12 protein-coding genes are annotated in these 18,855 nt (G+C 63.0%); 9 read left to right on the forward strand and 3 right to left on the reverse strand.

Annotated elements, in window-relative coordinates; all coding sequences use genetic code 11:
* Nucleotides 1-10: 10 nt before the first annotated feature.
* The 6 genes from EKO19_RS24465 (at nt 11) to EKO19_RS24490 (ending at nt 10,524) form a co-directional block, all read left to right on the forward strand.
* Entirely contained in the window at nt 11-3,226 is a 3,216-nt protein-coding gene (locus EKO19_RS24465) for a S8 family serine peptidase (RefSeq protein ID WP_157995417.1), read from the forward strand.
* Nucleotides 3,227-3,287: 61 nt separating this feature from the next.
* Nucleotides 3,288-3,812 (forward strand): RNA polymerase sigma factor, encoded by a 525-nt coding sequence (locus tag EKO19_RS24470; protein WP_129779472.1) that lies wholly within the window; start codon nt 3,288-3,290, stop codon nt 3,810-3,812.
* A complete protein-coding gene (locus tag EKO19_RS24475) occupies nt 3,809-4,852 on the forward strand; it encodes a FecR family protein (RefSeq protein WP_129779475.1) in 1,044 nt (347 codons plus the stop codon). Before EKO19_RS24470 ends, EKO19_RS24475 begins: the two co-directional genes overlap by 4 nt.
* A gap of 90 nt (nt 4,853-4,942) precedes the next feature.
* On the forward strand, nt 4,943-7,633 hold the full coding sequence (locus tag EKO19_RS24480; protein WP_129779477.1) for a TonB-dependent receptor: 2,691 nt from the start codon (nt 4,943-4,945) through the stop codon (nt 7,631-7,633).
* A 20-nt stretch (nt 7,634-7,653) separates the two neighbouring features.
* Nucleotides 7,654-10,008, forward strand: a complete 2,355-nt coding sequence (locus tag EKO19_RS24485) for a S9 family peptidase (RefSeq protein WP_129779479.1) — start codon at nt 7,654-7,656, stop codon at nt 10,006-10,008.
* Between the two features lie 174 nt (nt 10,009-10,182).
* On the forward strand, nt 10,183-10,524 hold the full coding sequence (locus EKO19_RS24490) for a hypothetical protein (protein ID WP_129779481.1): 342 nt from the start codon (nt 10,183-10,185) through the stop codon (nt 10,522-10,524).
* 60 nt (nt 10,525-10,584) lie between these two features.
* Here the strand turns inward: EKO19_RS24490 and EKO19_RS24495 are convergent, their stop codons facing one another.
* The 3 genes from EKO19_RS24495 to EKO19_RS24505 all read right to left on the reverse strand — a co-directional run bounded on the left by EKO19_RS24495 (nt 10,585) and on the right by EKO19_RS24505 (nt 14,491).
* Nucleotides 10,585-12,387, reverse strand: coding sequence for a glycoside hydrolase family 18 protein (locus EKO19_RS24495; protein WP_217705553.1), 1,803 nt, complete (start codon nt 12,385-12,387; stop codon nt 10,585-10,587).
* 296 nt (nt 12,388-12,683) lie between these two features.
* On the reverse strand, nt 12,684-12,905 hold the full coding sequence (locus EKO19_RS24500) for a hypothetical protein (protein WP_129779485.1): 222 nt from the start codon (nt 12,903-12,905) through the stop codon (nt 12,684-12,686).
* A 32-nt stretch (nt 12,906-12,937) separates the two neighbouring features.
* Nucleotides 12,938-14,491 (reverse strand): leucyl aminopeptidase, encoded by a 1,554-nt coding sequence (locus EKO19_RS24505; protein ID WP_129779487.1) that lies wholly within the window; start codon nt 14,489-14,491, stop codon nt 12,938-12,940.
* A gap of 203 nt (nt 14,492-14,694) precedes the next feature.
* On the opposite strand from EKO19_RS24505, the gene EKO19_RS24510 reads away from it, so the two are divergent.
* The 3 genes from EKO19_RS24510 to EKO19_RS24520 all read left to right on the forward strand — a co-directional run bounded on the left by EKO19_RS24510 (nt 14,695) and on the right by EKO19_RS24520 (nt 18,842).
* Nucleotides 14,695-15,177 carry an RNA polymerase sigma factor gene (locus tag EKO19_RS24510; protein ID WP_129779489.1) on the forward strand — a complete coding sequence of 161 codons (483 nt, stop codon included), beginning with the start codon at nt 14,695-14,697 and terminating at the stop codon, nt 15,175-15,177.
* The gene (locus EKO19_RS24515; protein ID WP_129779491.1) at nt 15,174-16,166 is read left to right on the forward strand and encodes a FecR family protein; all 993 of its coding nucleotides are present in this window, start codon (nt 15,174-15,176) and stop codon (nt 16,164-16,166) included. Before EKO19_RS24510 ends, EKO19_RS24515 begins: the two co-directional genes overlap by 4 nt.
* A 108-nt stretch (nt 16,167-16,274) precedes the next feature.
* Nucleotides 16,275-18,842: a TonB-dependent siderophore receptor gene (locus tag EKO19_RS24520; RefSeq protein WP_175597170.1), complete on the forward strand. Its 2,568-nt coding sequence runs from the start codon at nt 16,275-16,277 to the stop codon at nt 18,840-18,842.
* The last annotated feature ends 13 nt before the right edge of the window (nt 18,843-18,855 follow it).

Here is an 18,855-nt window from a genome sequence, read left to right on the forward strand (position 1 = left end):
GAGCATTCCGATGAAATCCAGAAGTCCCTGGGCAGTGGCCATTGCCTGGTTCATCTGTTCGACGGCTTGCGCGCAGGCCGCGGCGCCGATGTCCTATTCAAATCGCCAGCTGTTGAACCGCGCGGTCGTGACCGGCGAGCAACGTATCGAAGTGATGTTGTTGGCACGCGATGGCAGCATCGAGTCCGTCAAGAGGGCGGTGAGCGAGGCGGGTGGTTCGCTACGCAAGGAGATTCCGGAGATTGGATATCTGCGCGTCGAGCTGGATATCGCGAAGCTGATCGACATCGGTGCACGTGCCGATGTCGAGCGCTACCAGATCGCGACCGGCGCCAACATGATCTGGGAGCAGGAAGGCCGCAACGAAGCCACGGCCACGATGTATCGCAGTTACGAAACCTGGCCGCCGCGTGGCGAATCGCGTGCTTCCAAGAAGACGCAGGAACAACACAAGGCGTTTGCGGGATTGCCCATGCTCACCGCTGCGCAGTCTCGTGCGGCGGGCTTCACGGCCGATAACGACACGGGTGTCACTGCCTGGCACACCAAGCATCCCAAGTGGGATGGGCGCGGTGTAACGGTGGCAGTGCTCGAGAGCGCCCAGCCGGAGTTCCAGCACCCGACGCTGCGTTCGGCGCTCGATCTCGCGGGAAAACCAGTACCAAAGATCGCGGGCATTCTCAACACCACCGATCCGAGATCTGGCGACAACACGCGCGTGGCGATGAGCACACGACTCGAAGCTGCAGGCACCTGGCAGCGCATCGATGGGCGTACCTACATTCTTCCCACGCCCGGCAGCTATCGCTTCGGCATCTACTCCGTGCCGGTTGGAAGCAATCTGCGACAGAACTTCGGCGTCCTCTGGAGCACGACCAGCGGAGATATCTGGGTGGACTGCGATGGCGATGCCAGCTTCGCGAATGAATCGCCCATGCGCCGGGTGGATGAGCGATTCGACGTGCGTCAGCTCACCTTCACTCAGCCCATGCGCTACACGATGGACTTTGTCGTCGGCGCCGCTCGAGAAGCCGACGCGTTGCATATCTATACATCGCGCGGTGGACATCAGGCGATGACGGCGAGTGTCGCGGCGGGTTCGCTGACCGATGACGGTCTCGCCTCGGGGGTTGCGCCCAATGCGCGCGTGTTGTTCGTGCGCAATCAAGAGTTCGGGGCGCAAGCCTACGATTTCATCGAAGGCTACGCGCAGATCGCCGCGCGACCGGACGTGGACGTTCTGTCGGACTCGCGCGGCGTCGAGCCGCAGCCCAACATGACGCAGGAGTTTTACAGCATGGCGTTCCAGCGCATCGCCAAGGCTTGGGGCAAACCGGTGTTTCATAGCGGCGGCAACAATCTTCCCGGCATGGGATTGGTGTCGGCGATCGACGGCGTGTTTGCGGTGGGCGGCTCGATCGGTCCGCAGACTTACGCCGCGTTGTATGGTGGCGCCGAGCTGCCGCATGACTTGAAACATCCGTTGATGTCGGAAGGTCCGGGCGGCGACGGTGCGTTGAAGCCCGATTTTATCGCGCCGATGCATCGCATCTCCGCCGAGAGGTGCGCGAACGACGACAAGATCTTCCTGCCAAAGAACAAGCCCGCCGCGCAGTTGCCGCCGTGCTATTCCATCAGCTGCTGCACGTCGGCGAGCGGCCCTTACGCCACGGGCATGGCGGCGCTGCTGATCAGCGCGGCCCGTCAGAACGATCTGAAAGTGTCGCGTGAGTCGTTGGGGCGCGCATTGAGCGCGGGTGCCAGGTTTCTAACCGATGTGCCGGCGTACACGCAGGGGGCGGGTTTATTGGACATCAATGCCGCGTGGAAGGAATTGCAGCGGGCGGTCGATGTTCCCAGTATCCGCGTGAGCGCGCCGGTCGCTCAGCCGCTGACTCGCTACGCACAGGGCGGCGCGCAGGGGCCGGGGCTCTTTGAGTTCGGCGGCTGGCAACCGGGGCAATCTGGTGAGCGGATGATGCATTTCACGCGGGGCAGTGGCGCGAAGGGCGCGCAGGCCTATCGCCTCAGTTGGACTGGCAACGACGGCACGTTCACCGCCGCGCAGTCGCTGAGTCTGCCGTTGAACGAAACGAAGTCGTTGCCAGTGGGCATCAAGGTGAGTTCCTTCGGTCCACACAGCGCCATTCTGAACCTGCATGACTCGCGCAGTGACGCGATCGTTCATCGAGTCCTGCTCACGGTGGTCGCGCCGCGCTCGATCCCGGTGACCCCGGGTTCGCAGTTGCAGCTCGATGGTCAGGTGCCGTTGATGCAGTCGGATAGTCACTTCATCTCGGTGCCCGCCGGCGTGGCGGCATTGAAGGTCGAGATCGATGTTCGCAAGGGGGTGCTGACCGCGCGCATGCGCTCGATGGATCCGACCTCGAAGGCCGAAGACGTCGGGGCGTTGCAGTTCACCCAGCTGCGGCCTGGCAAGTACACCTGGGTCGTGGCCGCTCCGCCCGCGGGCACCTGGGACCTCGGGCTGACCAACGATTCGGGTTGGCGGGAAGCGGACTTGTCGCGCGTCTCAACCGACGAGGCGCAGTACTCGCTGGCTTTCACGGCGCTGACGAGCAGCATCGAAGGCGTCCTCAGTGGTGGGCAGGTGTCGATTCGAGCGCCGCGAGACGCGAGTCCCATCGAATCTCCCGCCGTCGATGTCTATGCAGCTGCACGTGATCGACGCACCGAGCGCCTGCAATCGAATGGTGAGCCGAGGATTCTCACCGTGGATGTGCCGAACGACGCTGGCGTAATGAAGCTTCGTGCCACTGCAGACCCGGGCAGCAGCGAGATCGAGATGTTCCTCTACGATTGCACCACGGGTCAGTGTTTCTGGCACTCATACGCGGGCCTGGCAGCGGCCGAGCAAGTCATCACCGTACGCAAGCCCAAGGCGGGACGGTGGAAGGTGGCGGTGAATGCTGGACCTGCCGCCAACGGCACGGGTGGATTTGCGCTGGAGCAGATCGTCGGCGGCAAAGCCGCCCGTAGTCCGCTGCAGGGGGATGGGGCGATGTGGCGCGCGAGCATCGCGCGTCCTGAGTCGGTCGCGAAGGGCGACAGTGAACGCGTGCTCTACCTGGAGCTCGTCGATGAGGCGCTGGAGAACGCGGAATCGCAACGAATTCTTGCCCTTGCGCCCGACGATGCGCCCGAGGACAAGAAGCGCCCGGCGAAACCGGTCGGGCTCGCCAGCACCGTCATTCCAGTCGGTTGAAGTCGCGGTGACAGACTTTCCCTCCTCGTGCGTCCTGTATAAGGAAGCCCGAGGAGGGTAGATGCCCCGCGCGAACTCGCCACCGCCGTCCGATGGAACTTTCGAGCAACTGACTCGCCGGTTTCGCCCCGGCTTGATGGCTTTTTTCCTGCGGCGAGTGAAGAACCACGCCGAAGCCGAAGACCTGACCCAGGAGGTCTTTGTGCGCCTCGCGAGCGTCGATGCGGACCGCCTGCAGTCCGCCGACGCCTATGTCTTCAGCATGGCCATGAACCTGCTGCGCGATCGTAGCCGCCGGCACCAGGTGCGTTTCGATCACCGCTCCAGCGCCGTAGCGCAGGAGGACGCGGGCGTCGACGTGCTCGATGCTCAGCGGGTGGCGGCGGGCCAGCAGGAACTCTCCGTGCTGACCGCGGCGCTACGCGAACTGCCCGAACGCACCCGTTCCATATTCATCCTCTACCGGATGGAGAACGTGGACAAGCGTGAGATCGGTCGCGCCTTCGAGATCTCCCTCAGCAGCGTCGAGCGCGAGCTCGCCCGAGCCATGGCGCATGTGACCCGCCGCGTAAAGGATGAGGCATGAAGCCCAATACAGAATCCGTGCAGAACGATCCGATCGAGGAGGCCAGCGCCTGGTGTGTGCGCCTGGCCGATGGCTGTCTGTCTGAGCAAGCTCAAACCGAATTCGATGCCTGGCGAGCCGTCCCGGAGAATGCGCGCGCCTTCGACGATGTCGCTGGAACGTGGCAGTCGCTCGAGGCGACCAGCACCTCGCCCGAGCTGATCGACATGCGCCGTGATGCGCTCGAATCGTTCCGGCGCAGCCATGCCTCGCAGTGGAATCGCATCACTCGTCATCGTCACCTGTTCATCGCGCTCGCGGCGGGGGTCGCGGTCGTTCTGATCGCCACACTGCTGTTGCATCTTGCGCCCCTGCGTTACGAGACCGGTATCGGCGAGCGCCTTCAGGTCGCCTTGTCGGACGGCTCCATGATTTCACTCGACGCGCAAAGCCGCGTCGATGTTCGCTATCGGGACGATCGGAGAGAGCTGCGGCTCGTAGGTGGGCGCGCCAAGTTCGACGTGGCGAGAGATCCTCTCAGGCCCTTTACCGTCACCGCCGCGGATAAGATCGTGGTTGCCACCGGTACGCAGTTCAGCGTCGAGGTGGTTGCCAGCCAGGTCCATGTGATCCTGTATCACGGCAGCGTGGACCTGTTCACCGATGCCGCTGGCGAGAAGCCCAAGCCGGTTCAAGTGAAGCAACGCGCGTCCGTCGACGCTCCCCGACACGCCGGGGCGACGCTTGCGCCCGGAGAGGAGATGATCTCCACGACGCAGCTTGCGACCGCCGAAGTGAAGTTGGCCGATCTGGTGCGCTCGGCCGCGTGGGAAACGGGCCAACTGGTCTTCACCGATGAGACACTCGAAGCGGCGGTCGAGCGAATGAACCGTTACGCACGGACGCCGCTGCTGGTCGGCGACGCCCGGGCCGCGGCGATTCGGATCAGCGGCGTCTACGCGGCAGGCGACACGGATGCATTTGTCGAAGGCATCACTGGCGTGTTTCCGGTCCGCATCGAGGTGTCCGGTGGACAACGGGCATTCGTCAGCGTCCGATAGTGACAAACATTCGTTCCTGATGCGTCTTACTTGCCCGAGCGATCGCGAACTGTGATCGCCGAGCAGAAAAAAATACATCGGGAGCAGCTCATGCCGGTCATCTCGCCTCTATTCACTCTTCGTTGCAGTGTCATCACGTTGGCGGCGCTGACGTATCCAGTGGCCCATGCCGCGCAAACGCCGCGGTCCATCGAGGCGGAACAGATCACGAAGTATCAGTTCGAGATTCCGTCGCAAGCGCTGGGTGATGCGCTACAAGCCTTCGCGCGTGCCTCGCGCCAGCAACTCTCGTTCGATAGCGCGGTCGTGTCGGGACGCACGAGTACGGCGTTGCTTGGAGAATTCACGGCGGAGGAGGCGATCCGACGACTCCTCGAAGGCAGTGGCTTGGAGTTTCGACGCGGCTCGCAGGGCGTGTGGCTGATTGCGCCGGAGCGCAGAGAAGAGAGCGCGGAGGGCAGGAACTCGGCGCGAATTCAGTTGGAAGAAATCGTCGTTACTGGCACCAACATCCGCGGCGCCACCGAAGTGGCGGCGCCGTCGATCACGGTGACGCGCGAGGATCTCGACAAGACCGGTTACTCGAGCATCGAAGGGCTGCTCGATGACCTGCCGCAGAATTTTGCCGCGATCAGCTTCGACGGCGCCCAGGCACTGGAGAGCGCATCGCGCGTGGCTCAGCGCAACGGCGTCGATCGCGCCAGTGGTATCGATCTGCGCGGACTCGGCGCCGAATCGACGCTGACGCTCGTCAACGGCACGCGCCGTGCCGGCAGCATCGATGGACGAGTGGTCGACGTCTCGGTGATTCCATTGTCGGCCATCGAACGCGTCGAGATCGTGACCGGCGGTCGCTCGGCCATCTACGGCTCCGACGCAGTGGCCGGCGTCGTCAATCTCGTGACCCGTCGTTCGTTCGAAGGCGCAGAGACTCAGGTCGTCTATGGATCGCCCACCGGATTCGGCGGTGGCGAGAAGTTGCAGCTCAGCCAGATCGCCGGCACCTCCGGCGCGCGCGGCAGCATCGTGGCGGCGTACGATTATCAGCGCGACGAGCCTCTGGACCTGGTCGATACCGGCCTGGTGATGTCACCCAACGCGCTCGGCACGTTCACTCGACGGCTCGATCTGATTCCCGACATGACGCGCCACTCCGGGTTTCTTTCCGGGCGCATCGCCGCGACCGATCGCATCGAGCTGTACGGCGATGTGCTGTACGCGAACAAGGAATTCGAAAGCATCACTCGCACGTTCAGGACGGGGTCTCCGGCCGACACCACGGATGCAACCAGTGGCACCAGCAAACAGCTGGGCGGGTCGCTCGGCATGAAAGCGGACCTGCCCGGGCAATGGCAGCTCAATCTGTCCGGTACCACCAGCTTCGCCAAGAACGACTTCACCGAGGCGTTCGACTATCACACACCGACACTGTCGCTGGTCTCTGTCCAGAACTGGTTTCGTGAAGCGAAGATGACTTCGCTGTCCTCGGTGGCGAGCGGTCCGCTCGGCACTTTCGGCGCGGTCACGCCACAGATGGCGATCGGGGTCGAGCGCCGCGACGAGAGTTTTTACTTCACGGCCGACGGCGACTTGATTCGCGATTCCGAGCGCCGCGTGAATTCTGCATTCGCCGAAGTGCTGGTGCCGCTGGTCAGCGATGGCGGCGTGGGGCTGCGACGTCTGGAGCTCTCGGTCGCGGGCCGATATGACGATTACGAAGACGTAGGCAGCACCTTCAATCCGCAGTTGGGCGTGATTTGGGGCGTGAGCGATCAAGTCACAGTGCGCGGCGCATACTCGACTGCGTTTCGCGCGCCGTCGTTATTCGAGCAAACGGGCTTTGCTTATGGACTGTTGACGATGCGGCCCGATCCGGCAGTGCCAGGCGGGCTGTCGCCCATGCTCGAGCTCACTGGCACCAATTCGCAGCTCGGTCCGGAAGAGGCTGAGACCTGGAGCCTCGGTCTCGACTATCAGCCATCGTTCGCGCCGTCGTTCAAGGCGTCGCTGTCGTACTTCGAGATCGAGTACGAAGACCGTCTGGATTCGCCGGCCTTCAGCTTCACCGAGCGCGAGACCGCGCTCATCAACGAGTCGCGTTTTCCCGGGCTGGTGATCCGCAATCCCAGCGCCGCTCAGGTGACGCAGTTTCTGAACTCGATCACCGACCTCGGCTTGAGCATCGATCCCAACGTGACGACGCCCTTCGACCCGAACAGTCAGGACCTGCTCACGGTGTTTCCCAATCTGGTGTTGTTCGACGATCGCGCCGACAACATCGCGACCGAGACGCTGCGCGGTCTCGACCTGAGCATCGATGGCTCACGCGTCACTGGCATCGGTACGCTGAGTTTCGGATTGAACGCCACCTACACGCTGGAGCATGAGCGCAACGTCACGCCGACCAGTCCCACCTTCAGCCTCATCAACCAGGTCGGCAAGCCGATGGATTTTCGGCTGCGCGCCAGCTTCGGCTGGACCCGGGCGGCGTATGGCGCTTACGCGCAGATCAACTATCTCGATGGCTATGAGAATGCCATGTCGGCTGCCCATCCCAAGATGGATTCGTGGACCACGGTCGACCTGACACTGCGCTTCGATGGCTCACGCGTGGCGAATACCGGCTGGCTCAACGGTTTCAGTGCCGCGCTCAGCATCAGCAACCTGCTCGACACGGATCCACCGGAGTTCTACGGCAGCTACTACGGACTGCGTTACGACTCGACCAACGCCAACCCGCTCGGGCGCAACGCGTCGCTGCGCCTGGTGAAGCGCTGGTAATAACAGATAGGAGAAGAGAGATGCGTGTTTCGCAAGCGCCGCTGGTGTTGTTGTCGCTTCTAGTTGTTACCGCGCACGCGAGGGAGGGCGAGCTGCCGTTCGATCTCGCGTTCGACCGCACTGAATTCTCGGTCGGTGGCGTCATGTCGCTGTCGGCCTCGGGTCGTCACGTCGCCTACGAGGTGCAGAATCGGCCGAACGATGTGGATCTCAGTGGTACCACGCGTTACCAGGAGAACGGCACGCCCACTGGCGTGCTCGGCACGCGCATTGATGTCACCGAGGTGAAGAGTGGCAAGAGCGAGCGCATCTGTCCGCAGCACACGGGGCAGATGTGGCGCCCGTCGTGGTCGCCCGTGGAAGAGAAGCTCGTGTTCTATGCCGACACCGATGGCAAGCCGCAGTTGTGGATGTATGAGCGCGCGAGCGGCCAGTGCCGGAAGGTGTCGGACGCGTTGGTGAGAGCCAAGTTGTGGGCGGGCGATGAAGCGCAGTGGTCACCGGACGGACGTACGGTGTATGTGCCGACGATGCCGGCGACGCCCAGGTTCGAGCGAAACCAACCTGAGCCCGGTCAGGCGCAGGGTGTGGACGTGCTGGTGCTGCGTAGTGCCGCTGCGAAACAGGGCGATGCACCGATCGCGCCGGCGGCACCCGACAGCGGTCATTTTATTTTCGAGAACAACGCCGCTGTGGCCGCGATCGATGTGAGCACGGGAACAACGAGGATCGTTGCGCCGGCGGATGCGAATCCGCTGCCCAGCGTGATGCGAGTCTCCGCCTCCGGCAAGTGGGTGAGTTATCTCTCGGTCATTCGTAAACCCACCTCGGGTGCCTGGAAGTCCGTCACCGACCTCGCTGTCGTGTCGGCGCAGGGCGGGAAAGTGCATTCCATTGCCGCCGCCCTGCCGTCGTTGCACGACTTGCATCGTCGCAACTACAGCTGGCATCCGCAGCGCGACCTGCTGGTTTATATCCAGGATCGCAAGCTGTGGCTGGTGACAATGGGCGAGGACGGCCCGCAGGCGCCGCGCCAGATTGGCGAGGCGGCGGGTCCGCTCGGCCCGACGATCAACTGGTTCAGCGAAGACGGTAACTCAGTCATCGTCGGCATCGAGCCGGTCGAGCACGGCAATCTGTACTTCGATGCGGACAGCAGCGCGCTGGCTGCGATTCCGCTGGACGGCGGGCCGATTACCAAGCTCACGTACGATGACAAGTGGAAGCTCTACGACGTCATCAAGTCGACACCGCGCACTGTGTGGCAGCCGGATAAGGGCACGGTGACGGCGGTGATGCGTCATCGTTCCACCACCGATCTGGCGATCATGAGGCTCGGCCCCCGCAGCGGCGAGAGCAAGATTCTCTGGACCGCACCGGCGCGGGTCACGAACGTCATGCCGGTGGCGCAGTCGCGTGAGTTATTGGTTGCTTACGAAGACTTGAAGACGCCGCTGAATCTGCACGCGTTCTCGAGTGACTTCTCGCGCCGACGACGCGTGACTTCGGTGGAGCCGAGGCTCGACGCCGTGAAGGTCGGCAATGCCGAGGTCTTTGAAAGCGTCGCGCCGAGCTACGACGGCACGCTCGTCACGCTCAGGAGCGCCGTGCTGTTGCCGCCCGGCGCCAAGCGCGGCGACAAGTTGCCGGCGATCGTCATGATGTATCCAGATATCGATCTGAGTGGCGATGCCACGTACTTCGGTGGGGGCGGCTATCCGGGCGAACCGCCGTTGATCTATACCAGCCGCGGTTACGCCGTACTGCTCACCAATGCCGACATGGGACCGGGCGGGACCAATGCGGGAGATGCCATCGACGAAATCGTCGACTCGGTCCTGCCGCAGGTCTATCGCGCGGCGGAACTGGGTTACATCGACATCAGGCGCCTGGCTTTGCGTGGCCAGTCCGCCGGTGCTTACGGGACGGCAGCCATCGTCAGCCGGACAAATCTGTTCCGTGCCGCCGTGCCTAGCAATGGCCCGTATGATCTCGGCGGCATCTATGGGCGACTGTACACGGAACGTTTCCCGATCAATGACGAGAGCAGCCCGCTATGGATGTCGTGGGTCGAAACCGGCGGGCCGCGCGTCGGCACCCATCCGTGGGCCAACGTGTTCCGCTACATCGAGAACTCACCTTACTATCGCGCCGACAAGATCAAGACGCCGATGCTGATCATGCAGGGCTCCGACGACACCTTCGTGACCGATGCCGAGAAGCTGTACTCGGCGCTGAAGCGGTTGGACCGGCCCGTGGAGCTGGCCATCTACAAGGGCGGCGGACACGCGATCACCACCTGGTTCCCGGCGAATGCCGCCGATGCCACGCGACGCATGCTGGAGTTCTTCCGGAAACATATCGGGGAGCCTTGAGCTCCCTCCGGGCGGCCATTTGACGCCCTTCACAAATCTCATGCGCAGGGTCCCGGCCGGATCTCACAAATGAGAGCTGAGTAACAGGTCTGTTGACTCGTTGCGCCCATGCTTGCACGACGTTCGAATAATTAGCCGTCTCATTTGCGCCGGGGCGCAGAACAGGACTGCATCATGGGACAAGTTCAGGGGAAGAGCCGGTCGTTACCGGTCGCGGTGCTGGCATTTGGAATCGTGCTGGGTGAACTGTGCGCGGCGGCCGAAGAGGCTCCGGCCAAGGAACCTCCGGCCACGGAGTTCATCGTTTCCAGCACGGACAAACAGTGCGATGAGTTCAATCGTTCCTGGGTGGTGACCAATAAACATACCTACCGGAGCATCAAGGTGCGGGTCCGGTGGTCGGCGGTAGGGGCCAAGCAGATGCAGGAAGAGTTCATCCTGTCGCCGTCCGGGGGCAGAGCCATCGGCTGTGCGTCACAGCTGGAGATCGTGGCGGCCGAGATCCTGCAGTTCTAGCCATCGGGCGGCAGAGCGGCGCCGGAGACGAGCTCCGACGCCGCGTCTGCTATCGCGCCATCATTGACGGACCTTCGCCGTCTCCTTCACGAGCGTGGCGGCGGAGTCATCGCCGTCCAGGGACCAGGAGAACAGGCCGCCCAGGCCCAGGCTGTTGACATAGGCGGCTTTGGTCGCGATCACCACCGGATCATCGAAGCTCCAGAACTGCGAGCCGTTGTAGGTCCACAGTTGTTTGGTGACGGGGTGATAGAACTTCGGCGCGTTACGCGGCGCGAGCACCTTGTAATCCTCGATGCCCGCCTCGTAAGTGCCGGGCGCCGGGCCGCTCGCCGATTGATACAAACCGTTGGCGCCACCGTTCGGGACACCGGTCCAGCCGCGACCGTATAACGGAATGCCGATCACGAGCTTCTGCGCCGGTACGCCGGCAGCGAGCAGCTTGTTGACTGCGTTTTCGGTTGCATACGTCTTCGCGACGCCGGTCGCCGGATTGTTCGGGTCCATGTAGAGGTTCGACTGAAAGTTGGTCGGACCCTGTGGCTCGAAGCCCCCGTGATAGTCATAGGTCATCAGGTTGATCCAGTCGAGCGACTGCGAATACTGAGCGGGCTCGGTATTGTCGATCTTGTCGGTGCCGGCGCCCGCGGCGATCGTGAGGTAGTACTGACGACCGGTCTGCGACGACAGTGCATTCAGCTGACGACGGAATTCGGCCAGCAGCAGGGTGAAGTTGCGCTTGTCGTCGGGGCTGACCGTGTTGTACGGCTGACCGCCGCCGCCCGGATATTCCCAATCGATGTCGATACCGTCGAAGACACCGGCCGCCGCGCCCGGACCGCCCGCGCCATCGCCGACCGGCAGGTTGCCCTTGAGATAGATATCGATGCACGAGGACACCATCGTCTGGCGCGACGCGGCCGTCGTCGAGTAGCGGCTGAAATTCTTCGACCAGGTCCAGCCCCCCAGGGAAATGAACAGCTTGAGCTGCGGATGACGCGCCTTGAGCTTCTTCAATTGATTGAAGTTGCCTTTCAGCGGCTGATCCCACGTATCGCCCACGCCGTCCACGGAAGAGGCCGCGTCATAGGATTTCTGATAGTCCGCATACGCATCGCCGCCGTCGCCGTTGCCGCTCTCGGCGCGAGTGATGATGTTGCAACGACCGTCGTCGTAGACGTTGCCGAAGGCGTAGTTGATGAACGTGAGCTTCGCGGCCGCGCCGCTCGTGTCGATGTTCTTCACGTGATAGTTGCGTCCATAGACGCTCCACTGGGTGAAGTAGGAGCCGACCTGCTTGCCGCCGCCGGGGTTGTCGCCGCCCTTGGTCACTGTGATCGTGACGTCGTCGCTGCCGGTGCCGCCTTGGTTGTCGGTCACAGTGAGACGGAACGTCAACGCCGTGTTCGCCGTGACTTGCGGCGCTGTAAAGCTCGCATTGGCGGTGTTTGCGCCGTTCAGCGTGACTGCGGGGCCGGCGGTCTGCGTCCATACATAGGAAACAATGGTGCCATCAGTATCGGAGCCCGAGCCTTGCAGGCTCGCCGCCGCACCTGTGGCAATCGAGCGATCCGCGCCCGCATTCGCTGTGGGCAACTGGTTCGATCCACCGCCACTGCAGACCCAAAGCTTGCGCCACACGTCCCACTCACCGGACAGCGTCGGGATCTCATTCTGCGTCCACCACTTCGCCTCATACGCCGCGTTTTGATAGGTGACGCGATTCCCGCCGACGTAAATCGCGCTGCTGCTCCAGGCGGGAAAGGGGCAGGGCTGCGTCTGGGCCAGGCTGGCCGATGAATATAACAACCAGAACAAGGCCGCGAGGAAGCTCCACGGGGCCCGTGCAATTGATGCGGTCACTGCAAATATCCTCCATACAAAGATTGCTGGATCCGAATCCCGGCAGGGGGTGTGCGAAGTCCGGCGAATCTGAGGTCGCCTGGGCTGTCGGCGGGGCCGACTGCACGATGGGGAAGAACGTCCATGTCGATTGCTGGTCGGCAGTGCTCGAAAGTTGAGGCGATCCATCGCCGTCACGTGGCTGAGACCACGCTAGGTCCAATATAGTACCAATCCTGAGGATATGCCAGAGTCTATGTAATTGGTCTTATATTGGTACTAATAAGAGGCCGGGCTGAGGGGCCTGAAGGGCCGAATCAACGCGACCGCAGACCCACTGCGATCGGAACGCGCGTGGCGCGTAGAGCTGGCAGCAAACCTCCGATGAGGCCCAGCAGTACGGCGAGTGCGAACGCGATGCCGACGGACGCCGGCGTGACCGCGAGCTCATAGACGAGCTGCGATGGACTGCTGGTGCTGCCGATCATGTTGATGGCGCGGTAGGCCGGCCAGAATGAGCGGTAGATATTTCGGACCACTCATCGCTGGCTTGCCTCCATCCTTTGGTGGATTACCGAGCGGTAATCATCCGCACGTACCGATCGAGCACCCTGACGCCGAATGCAGCAGCGCCGGGAGGCGAAGTGGCCAAAGCGTCGGCTTCGCGCCAGGCCATGCCGGCGATATCGAGATGGGCCCACGGTGTGCCGCTTTCGATCCAGGATCCAATGAAGTGCGCGCCGTGTCCGGCGCCGCCGCCCATCGTGCGGCCCGTGCTGTTGCGGATGTCGGCGATCGGTGATTCGAGATCCTTCGCGTACGAGGGGTGCAGGGGCATGCGCCACAGATACTCGCCGGATTGTTCGCCGGCGCTGATCAGATGGGCCGCCAACTGATCGTCTCGAGAGAACAGACCCGCGTAGTCATCTCCCAATGCGGTGGTAATCGCGCCCGTGAGCGTTGCCAGGTCGATGACGACGCGTGGTTTGAACTGCTTCTGCGCGTACCACACGGCATCCGAGAGCACCATGCGCCCCTCGGCATCGGTGCTCATGATCTCGAACGTCCGGCCGGACATCGTGCGAACGACGTCGCCCGGACGTGAAGCGGCGGCGTCGGGCATGTTCTCGGCCAGCGCGGCAATCGCCACTGCATTGACCGGCGCCTTTCGGCCCGCCAGCGCCAGCACCGCGCCAGTGACGGCGGCGGCTCCGGACATGTCGGTCTTCATGCGCCACATGCCATCGTTGGGCTTGATGGACACGCCGCCGCTGTCGAAGGTGATGCCCTTGCCGACGAAAGCAAACGGCGCGTCGCCCGACTTGCTGCCGTCGTAACGCACGACGAGCAGGCGAGGCGGACGGGCGCTGCCTTTGCCGACGCTGAGCATGCCGCCCATGCCGAGCTTCTCCATCGCCGGAACGTCCAGCACTTCGATGCGAACGTTCGCGAGGCCACGGAAGGCTTCGCGTGTGCGATCGACGAAGCTCTCTGGATAGATTTCGTTGGCGGGTTCGGTGATGAGGTCGCGGGTAAACCGGACCGCCGTTGCTACTGGCCGCCATTGCGCCAGATACGTTGCGCTGGCCGCATCGCCGGCCGGCGTGCGGACGATGATCTCGCCTTCGCCGAGCACCGGCGCATTGGCAGGAGCCTGGCGATATTTGTTGAATCGATACTGTCCGAGCTCGGCGCCGAACGCCAGGTGCGCGCCGGCATCGGTTTGCGCGCCCGGCCACAGAATCTCGACCCGCTTGACCGGGCTGCGGGCAGCCACCTGGCCAACCCAGCCGCCGACATCCTCGAGCAAGCGTGGGGAAGCAGCCTCGTTGCCCGTGCCAATCAAGATGACGCGCTCGTAAGGTCCGACGCCGCCCAGGTCGAGCACCTTATCGCGCTCGCCACGGTAATTCATCGCCGTCACCGCACGCCGGAGTGCGCCACTTGACGCCGTGTCGACCTCGGCGAACGCGCCTTCCTGCGGCACATCCTGTCGCACTGACAGAGCAATGGTCCCCGAGGACGGCACTACATAGGGGGCGAATTTTATCTCTCGCTGTGCCAGGGCCTGCGTAGCGCCCAACGTCAGCAACAGGGCAGGAACAAGCCGTACTAGTCCTCGCATCGTCTCTCGCTCGTGGCCAATGAGGTTGGTGATTGTACCGGCGGTGGAGGCCGGAGTGCAGCGACAGGCGAACAAGACTGATAAAGAACATCAGACGGGTGGTATCGGGCCGGACCTCATCGCCAAATGGGCGCCAGTGGAATTTTTTTCTGACGTCCGCCGAGGACTTGGCAACACGTTCATTGCTATGTCATCTTCGATTCATGTTCTGGTTCACGGCTCATCTGCGGCGTCTTCAGAGCGTTCTCCGCCGCCGCGGTCACAGTCGTGAGGATGCGGAAGACCTGATTCACGAGGCGTTCCTGCGCGTGCAGGCTTACTGCGACGAGGGTGGCGAAGTGCGTGAGCAGGAGGCGTTTCTGGTGCGCTCCGTGCTCAACCTGGCGCGAGACGCGCGCCAGCGGGCTCACCTCGATCTCTACGAGCGTCAGCCGGTCGAGGAGTTCACGATTCTCGACACCTCGCCGCGTCCCGACGAAGTGCTGGACGCCGAACAGCGGTTGAGCGAATTGCGCGAGGCCTTGAACGCCATCAATCCGCGCACCTGTCAGGCTTTTTTCCTGCATCGGGTCGATGGGCTGAGTTACGCCCAGATCGCCGAGCATTTCGATATCAGTGTCAGTGCGGTCGAGAAGCACATTGCCAAGGCGATGTCGGTCGTCGGACGAAGGCTGCTGCAACGATGAGCAAGGAAGTCGCTGAAACGCAGCCGGGCTGCACTCCCGCCGAGATCGACGAGGCGGCGGTCTGGATCGCGCGATTGCATGCGCCCGACCGGACTCTGCAAGTGGAGCGCGGTTTCAAACGTTGGCTGGCGGGCAGTCCGGGCCGCGCGCGGGCTTTCGAAATCGTCTCCGATGGCTGGGAGCTTGCCGGGCGGCTTCAGCACCAACCGTTTCCGCGCATGAGCCGGTGGCAGCGCGCGGGTTTTCGCGAAGGCTTCATGCGGGCGTCGGCCGTGGTTGCCGCGATGTCCGTGCTCGTGGTGGTCGCTCTGGTGTTCTATTTCCGGGCCGAGGGAGTGAGCACGAGCGTCGGAGAGCAACGAGTGCTCACGCTCGAAGACGGCAGCCGGATCACGCTCAATACGTCGACCCGCATCGTCACTCACTACGATGAGCACGTGCGCAAAGTGGAGCTGCGCTCGGGCGAGGCGCTGTTCGAAGTGGTCAAGAAGGAGGCGTCCTGGCCGTTCGTCGTGGTCGCGGGCGATCGGACCATCACCGCGCTGGGCACCTCGTTCGTGGTGCGCGAAGACGCGAAGGGCACTTCGGTGGTGTTGATGGAAGGGCGGGTCTCGGTCGCCAGCGCCGAGGGCCAACGAGCCGCGCCGCAAGTGTTGTCGCCCGGTCAGCGCGTCACGTTCGCCAACGGCGAGGCGTCGCTGGACGAACCGGTCGTGCAGAAAGTCGTCGCATGGCGTTTCGGACAGGTGGATCTGGAGGACACCACGCTCGAAGCGGCGGCGGAAGAAATGAATCGTTACAGCACCGTCAAGCTGTCCATCGCCACACCCGAGGCGCGGAAGCTGCGCGTCAACGGCGTGTTTCGTACTGGAGATACCGCGAGCTTTGCCGCCGCGCTGGCGGCGACCTATGGTCTCACTGTGGTAAGCGCACCCGACACCATCGTTCTCGAAGGCGAGCCGCGAGCCTCGAACGGCTTCGCAAAATAAATGCAACTCTTCGAGTGCTTCGCTGAGGTAACGGCTCACGTCGTCCGTCTGGTCATTTGCCGGGTCAACACGGCACTGGCAAGACCGATAACGACGGGGAGCAAAGCGATGCAAGACAAGATCCGCGCGCTCGGCGCGACGGCGGTGATGGCGTCCTGTGGATTGGTGGCGAGCCCGGCGAGCTGCGCCGACGGCGGCCTGCAATTCGATCTGCCCGCTCAGACACTCGAACAGTCGTTGCGTGCTGTGAGCAAGAGCACCGGCACGAACATCCTGATCGATCGTGACCTGGTCAAGGATCACGACGTGCCGGCGCTCAAGGCTCGGCTCACTCTCGATGAAGTGCTGGCACGGCTGCTGCTCGGCACGGGGCTGCGTCACCGCTTCATCGATGAGCGCACCGTCGTGCTGGCACCGATCGTCGAGTCGTCCTCGCTCGAAAGATCCAAAACCACGGGCTTTTCGCTCGCCTCGATGATGCTGGCATTGATGGGGCCGTTAGCAGTGTCGGCGCAGAACGGGCCCACGCTCGACCACAACGGCGAAACCCTCGAGGTTGTCAATGTCTTCGGCACGCTCGACAACGAACTGAGCATCGGCTCGAAGTCGGGTCAATCGCTGCGCGAGACGCCGAAGTCCGTCACCATCGTGACGCGCGAGCGACTCGAAGAGCAGAATCTCACGTCTCTGGTCGACGCGCTGAATCAAACAACCGGTGTCACGCTCGCGAGCTACAGCAGCGTCGACAGCTTTTTCTTCTCACGCGGCTTCCGGGTGCAGACCATGCAGTTGGATGGCGGAGCGCCGGCTTACACGGGCGACTTCGGTGCGTTCCTGACTCCGGACATGGCGGTTTACGATCACGTGGAAATGCTTCGTGGTGTGGACGGTATGTACACGGGCGCCGGCGAGCCGGGCGGTGTAATCAATCTGGTGCGTAAGCGTGCGCAAGACGCACCAGCGCTGAGTTTGAATGTCTCGGCGGGTCGCTGGAATTTCGGACGGGTCGAAGTGGACGCGACCGGGCCGCTCACCGATGACGGCCGGCTGCGGGGCCGCATCGTCGGCGCGTATGAAAACAAAGACTACTTCTATGATCGCGGCGAGTCGGACAAGAAAATCGGTTTCGGCACGCTCGAATACGATCTGACTGCCGCGACGCTGCTGATCGCCGGCGTGAGCTACGAGCGACGCAAGGAAGACGGTTATTTCATCCAGGGCTTTCCGCGCTTCTCGGATGGCACCGATCTGAATCTGCCGCGCAGTAAAAGCATGGCGCCGGACTGGAGCCATTGGTATCTGACCAGCAAGGAAGCGTTCGCGCGCGTGGAGCAACGTTATGGCGACAGCGGTGTGCTCAAGTTGAATCTCACCCGCTTGCAGCAGGACAGCGAGAACGTTCAATACATCGCCTACGGTTCGGTCGATCCCATCACTCGCGCGGGCACGGTCTCCTACGGCCGTTCCAGCACTTTTGCGTCCAAGCAGAATCTGGCCGATCTGTCGGCCAACGGCACGTTCCCGTTGTTCGGCGGCGAACACCGTTACACCCTCGGTGTCGACTACTCAGAGATCGACGGCGGCGGGCAGAGGGGGCGGCAGATGGTCGGCTACGATTATCCGGGGCCGGCGATCGACGTGTTCGCGCCGTTCGATCCATCGTTGTATCCGCGACCCGAGTTGGTCACGACCGGCGTCTATCCCGAGAACGGTCAGAAGCAGCACGGCTTCTACGGCACACTCGGGCTGCAGCTGGCGGAGCCGCTGCGACTCACGCTCGGCGGTCGTTATGGCGTGTACAAGTACGAGCAGATCTATCGCCCCGTCAACGCCGACGGTTCGCTCGGCGATCCTTCACGGACTCGTTACGACGACAGCAAGTTCATTCCCAGCGCCGCCCTCAGCTGGGATTTCGCGAGCGACTGGTCCGCGTACCTCAGCTACGGCGAAACGTTCAAGGTGCAGGCGAATCTGCTCAAGGGGCCGGAGCCGGGGTCGCCGCTCGATCCGGTGGTGGGCGATAGCGTCGAGCTCGGCGTGAAAGGCGAGATCGGCGGTTTCAACACCGCGTTCGCTATCTATCAAGTCAAGCGCAGCGGGCAGGGCGTGCGAGACCCCGACCCGCGCTACCCGCCCGTGTTCGACCCGACCGACGGCAGCGATTGTTGTTATCTGGATCAGGGCGAGGTCATCAGCAAGGGCCTCGACGCCGAGATCAGCGGCACGCTGCTGCCGGGGCTGCAGCTGTTTGCCGGCTACACGTACAACACCAACGAATACAAGGGTGCACAGGATGGCTTCTGGGGCAGCGGCGGCTATTTCCTGAACATCACGCCCAAGCACATGGCGAAGATCTGGACGACCTGGCAGTTGCCGGGCGCCTGGTCGCGAGTGACCGTGAATGCCGGGGTGATCGCGCAGAGCGAGAATTACGTCGAGGGCACGGTGCTCGCAACCGCGGGCAGCACTACGCCGGTTCCCTTCCGTTTCGCGCAGGACGCGTACTCGGTGTGGAATGCATCGGTGCAGTATCGTTTGAACGAGACCTGGTCGCTGGGGCTGTATGGCGACAATCTGTTCGACAAGAAGTATTACTCGGTGTTGGGTAGCACTTATACGGAAAACAGCTACGGCACTCCGCGCAGCTATGTGCTGACCGTGCGCGCCAGGTTCTAATTCAAACGATCAG

It is taken from the genome of Peristeroidobacter soli, from assembly GCF_004138485.1.
In the GTDB taxonomy this organism is placed as follows: domain Bacteria; phylum Pseudomonadota; class Gammaproteobacteria; order Steroidobacterales; family Steroidobacteraceae; genus Steroidobacter; species Steroidobacter soli.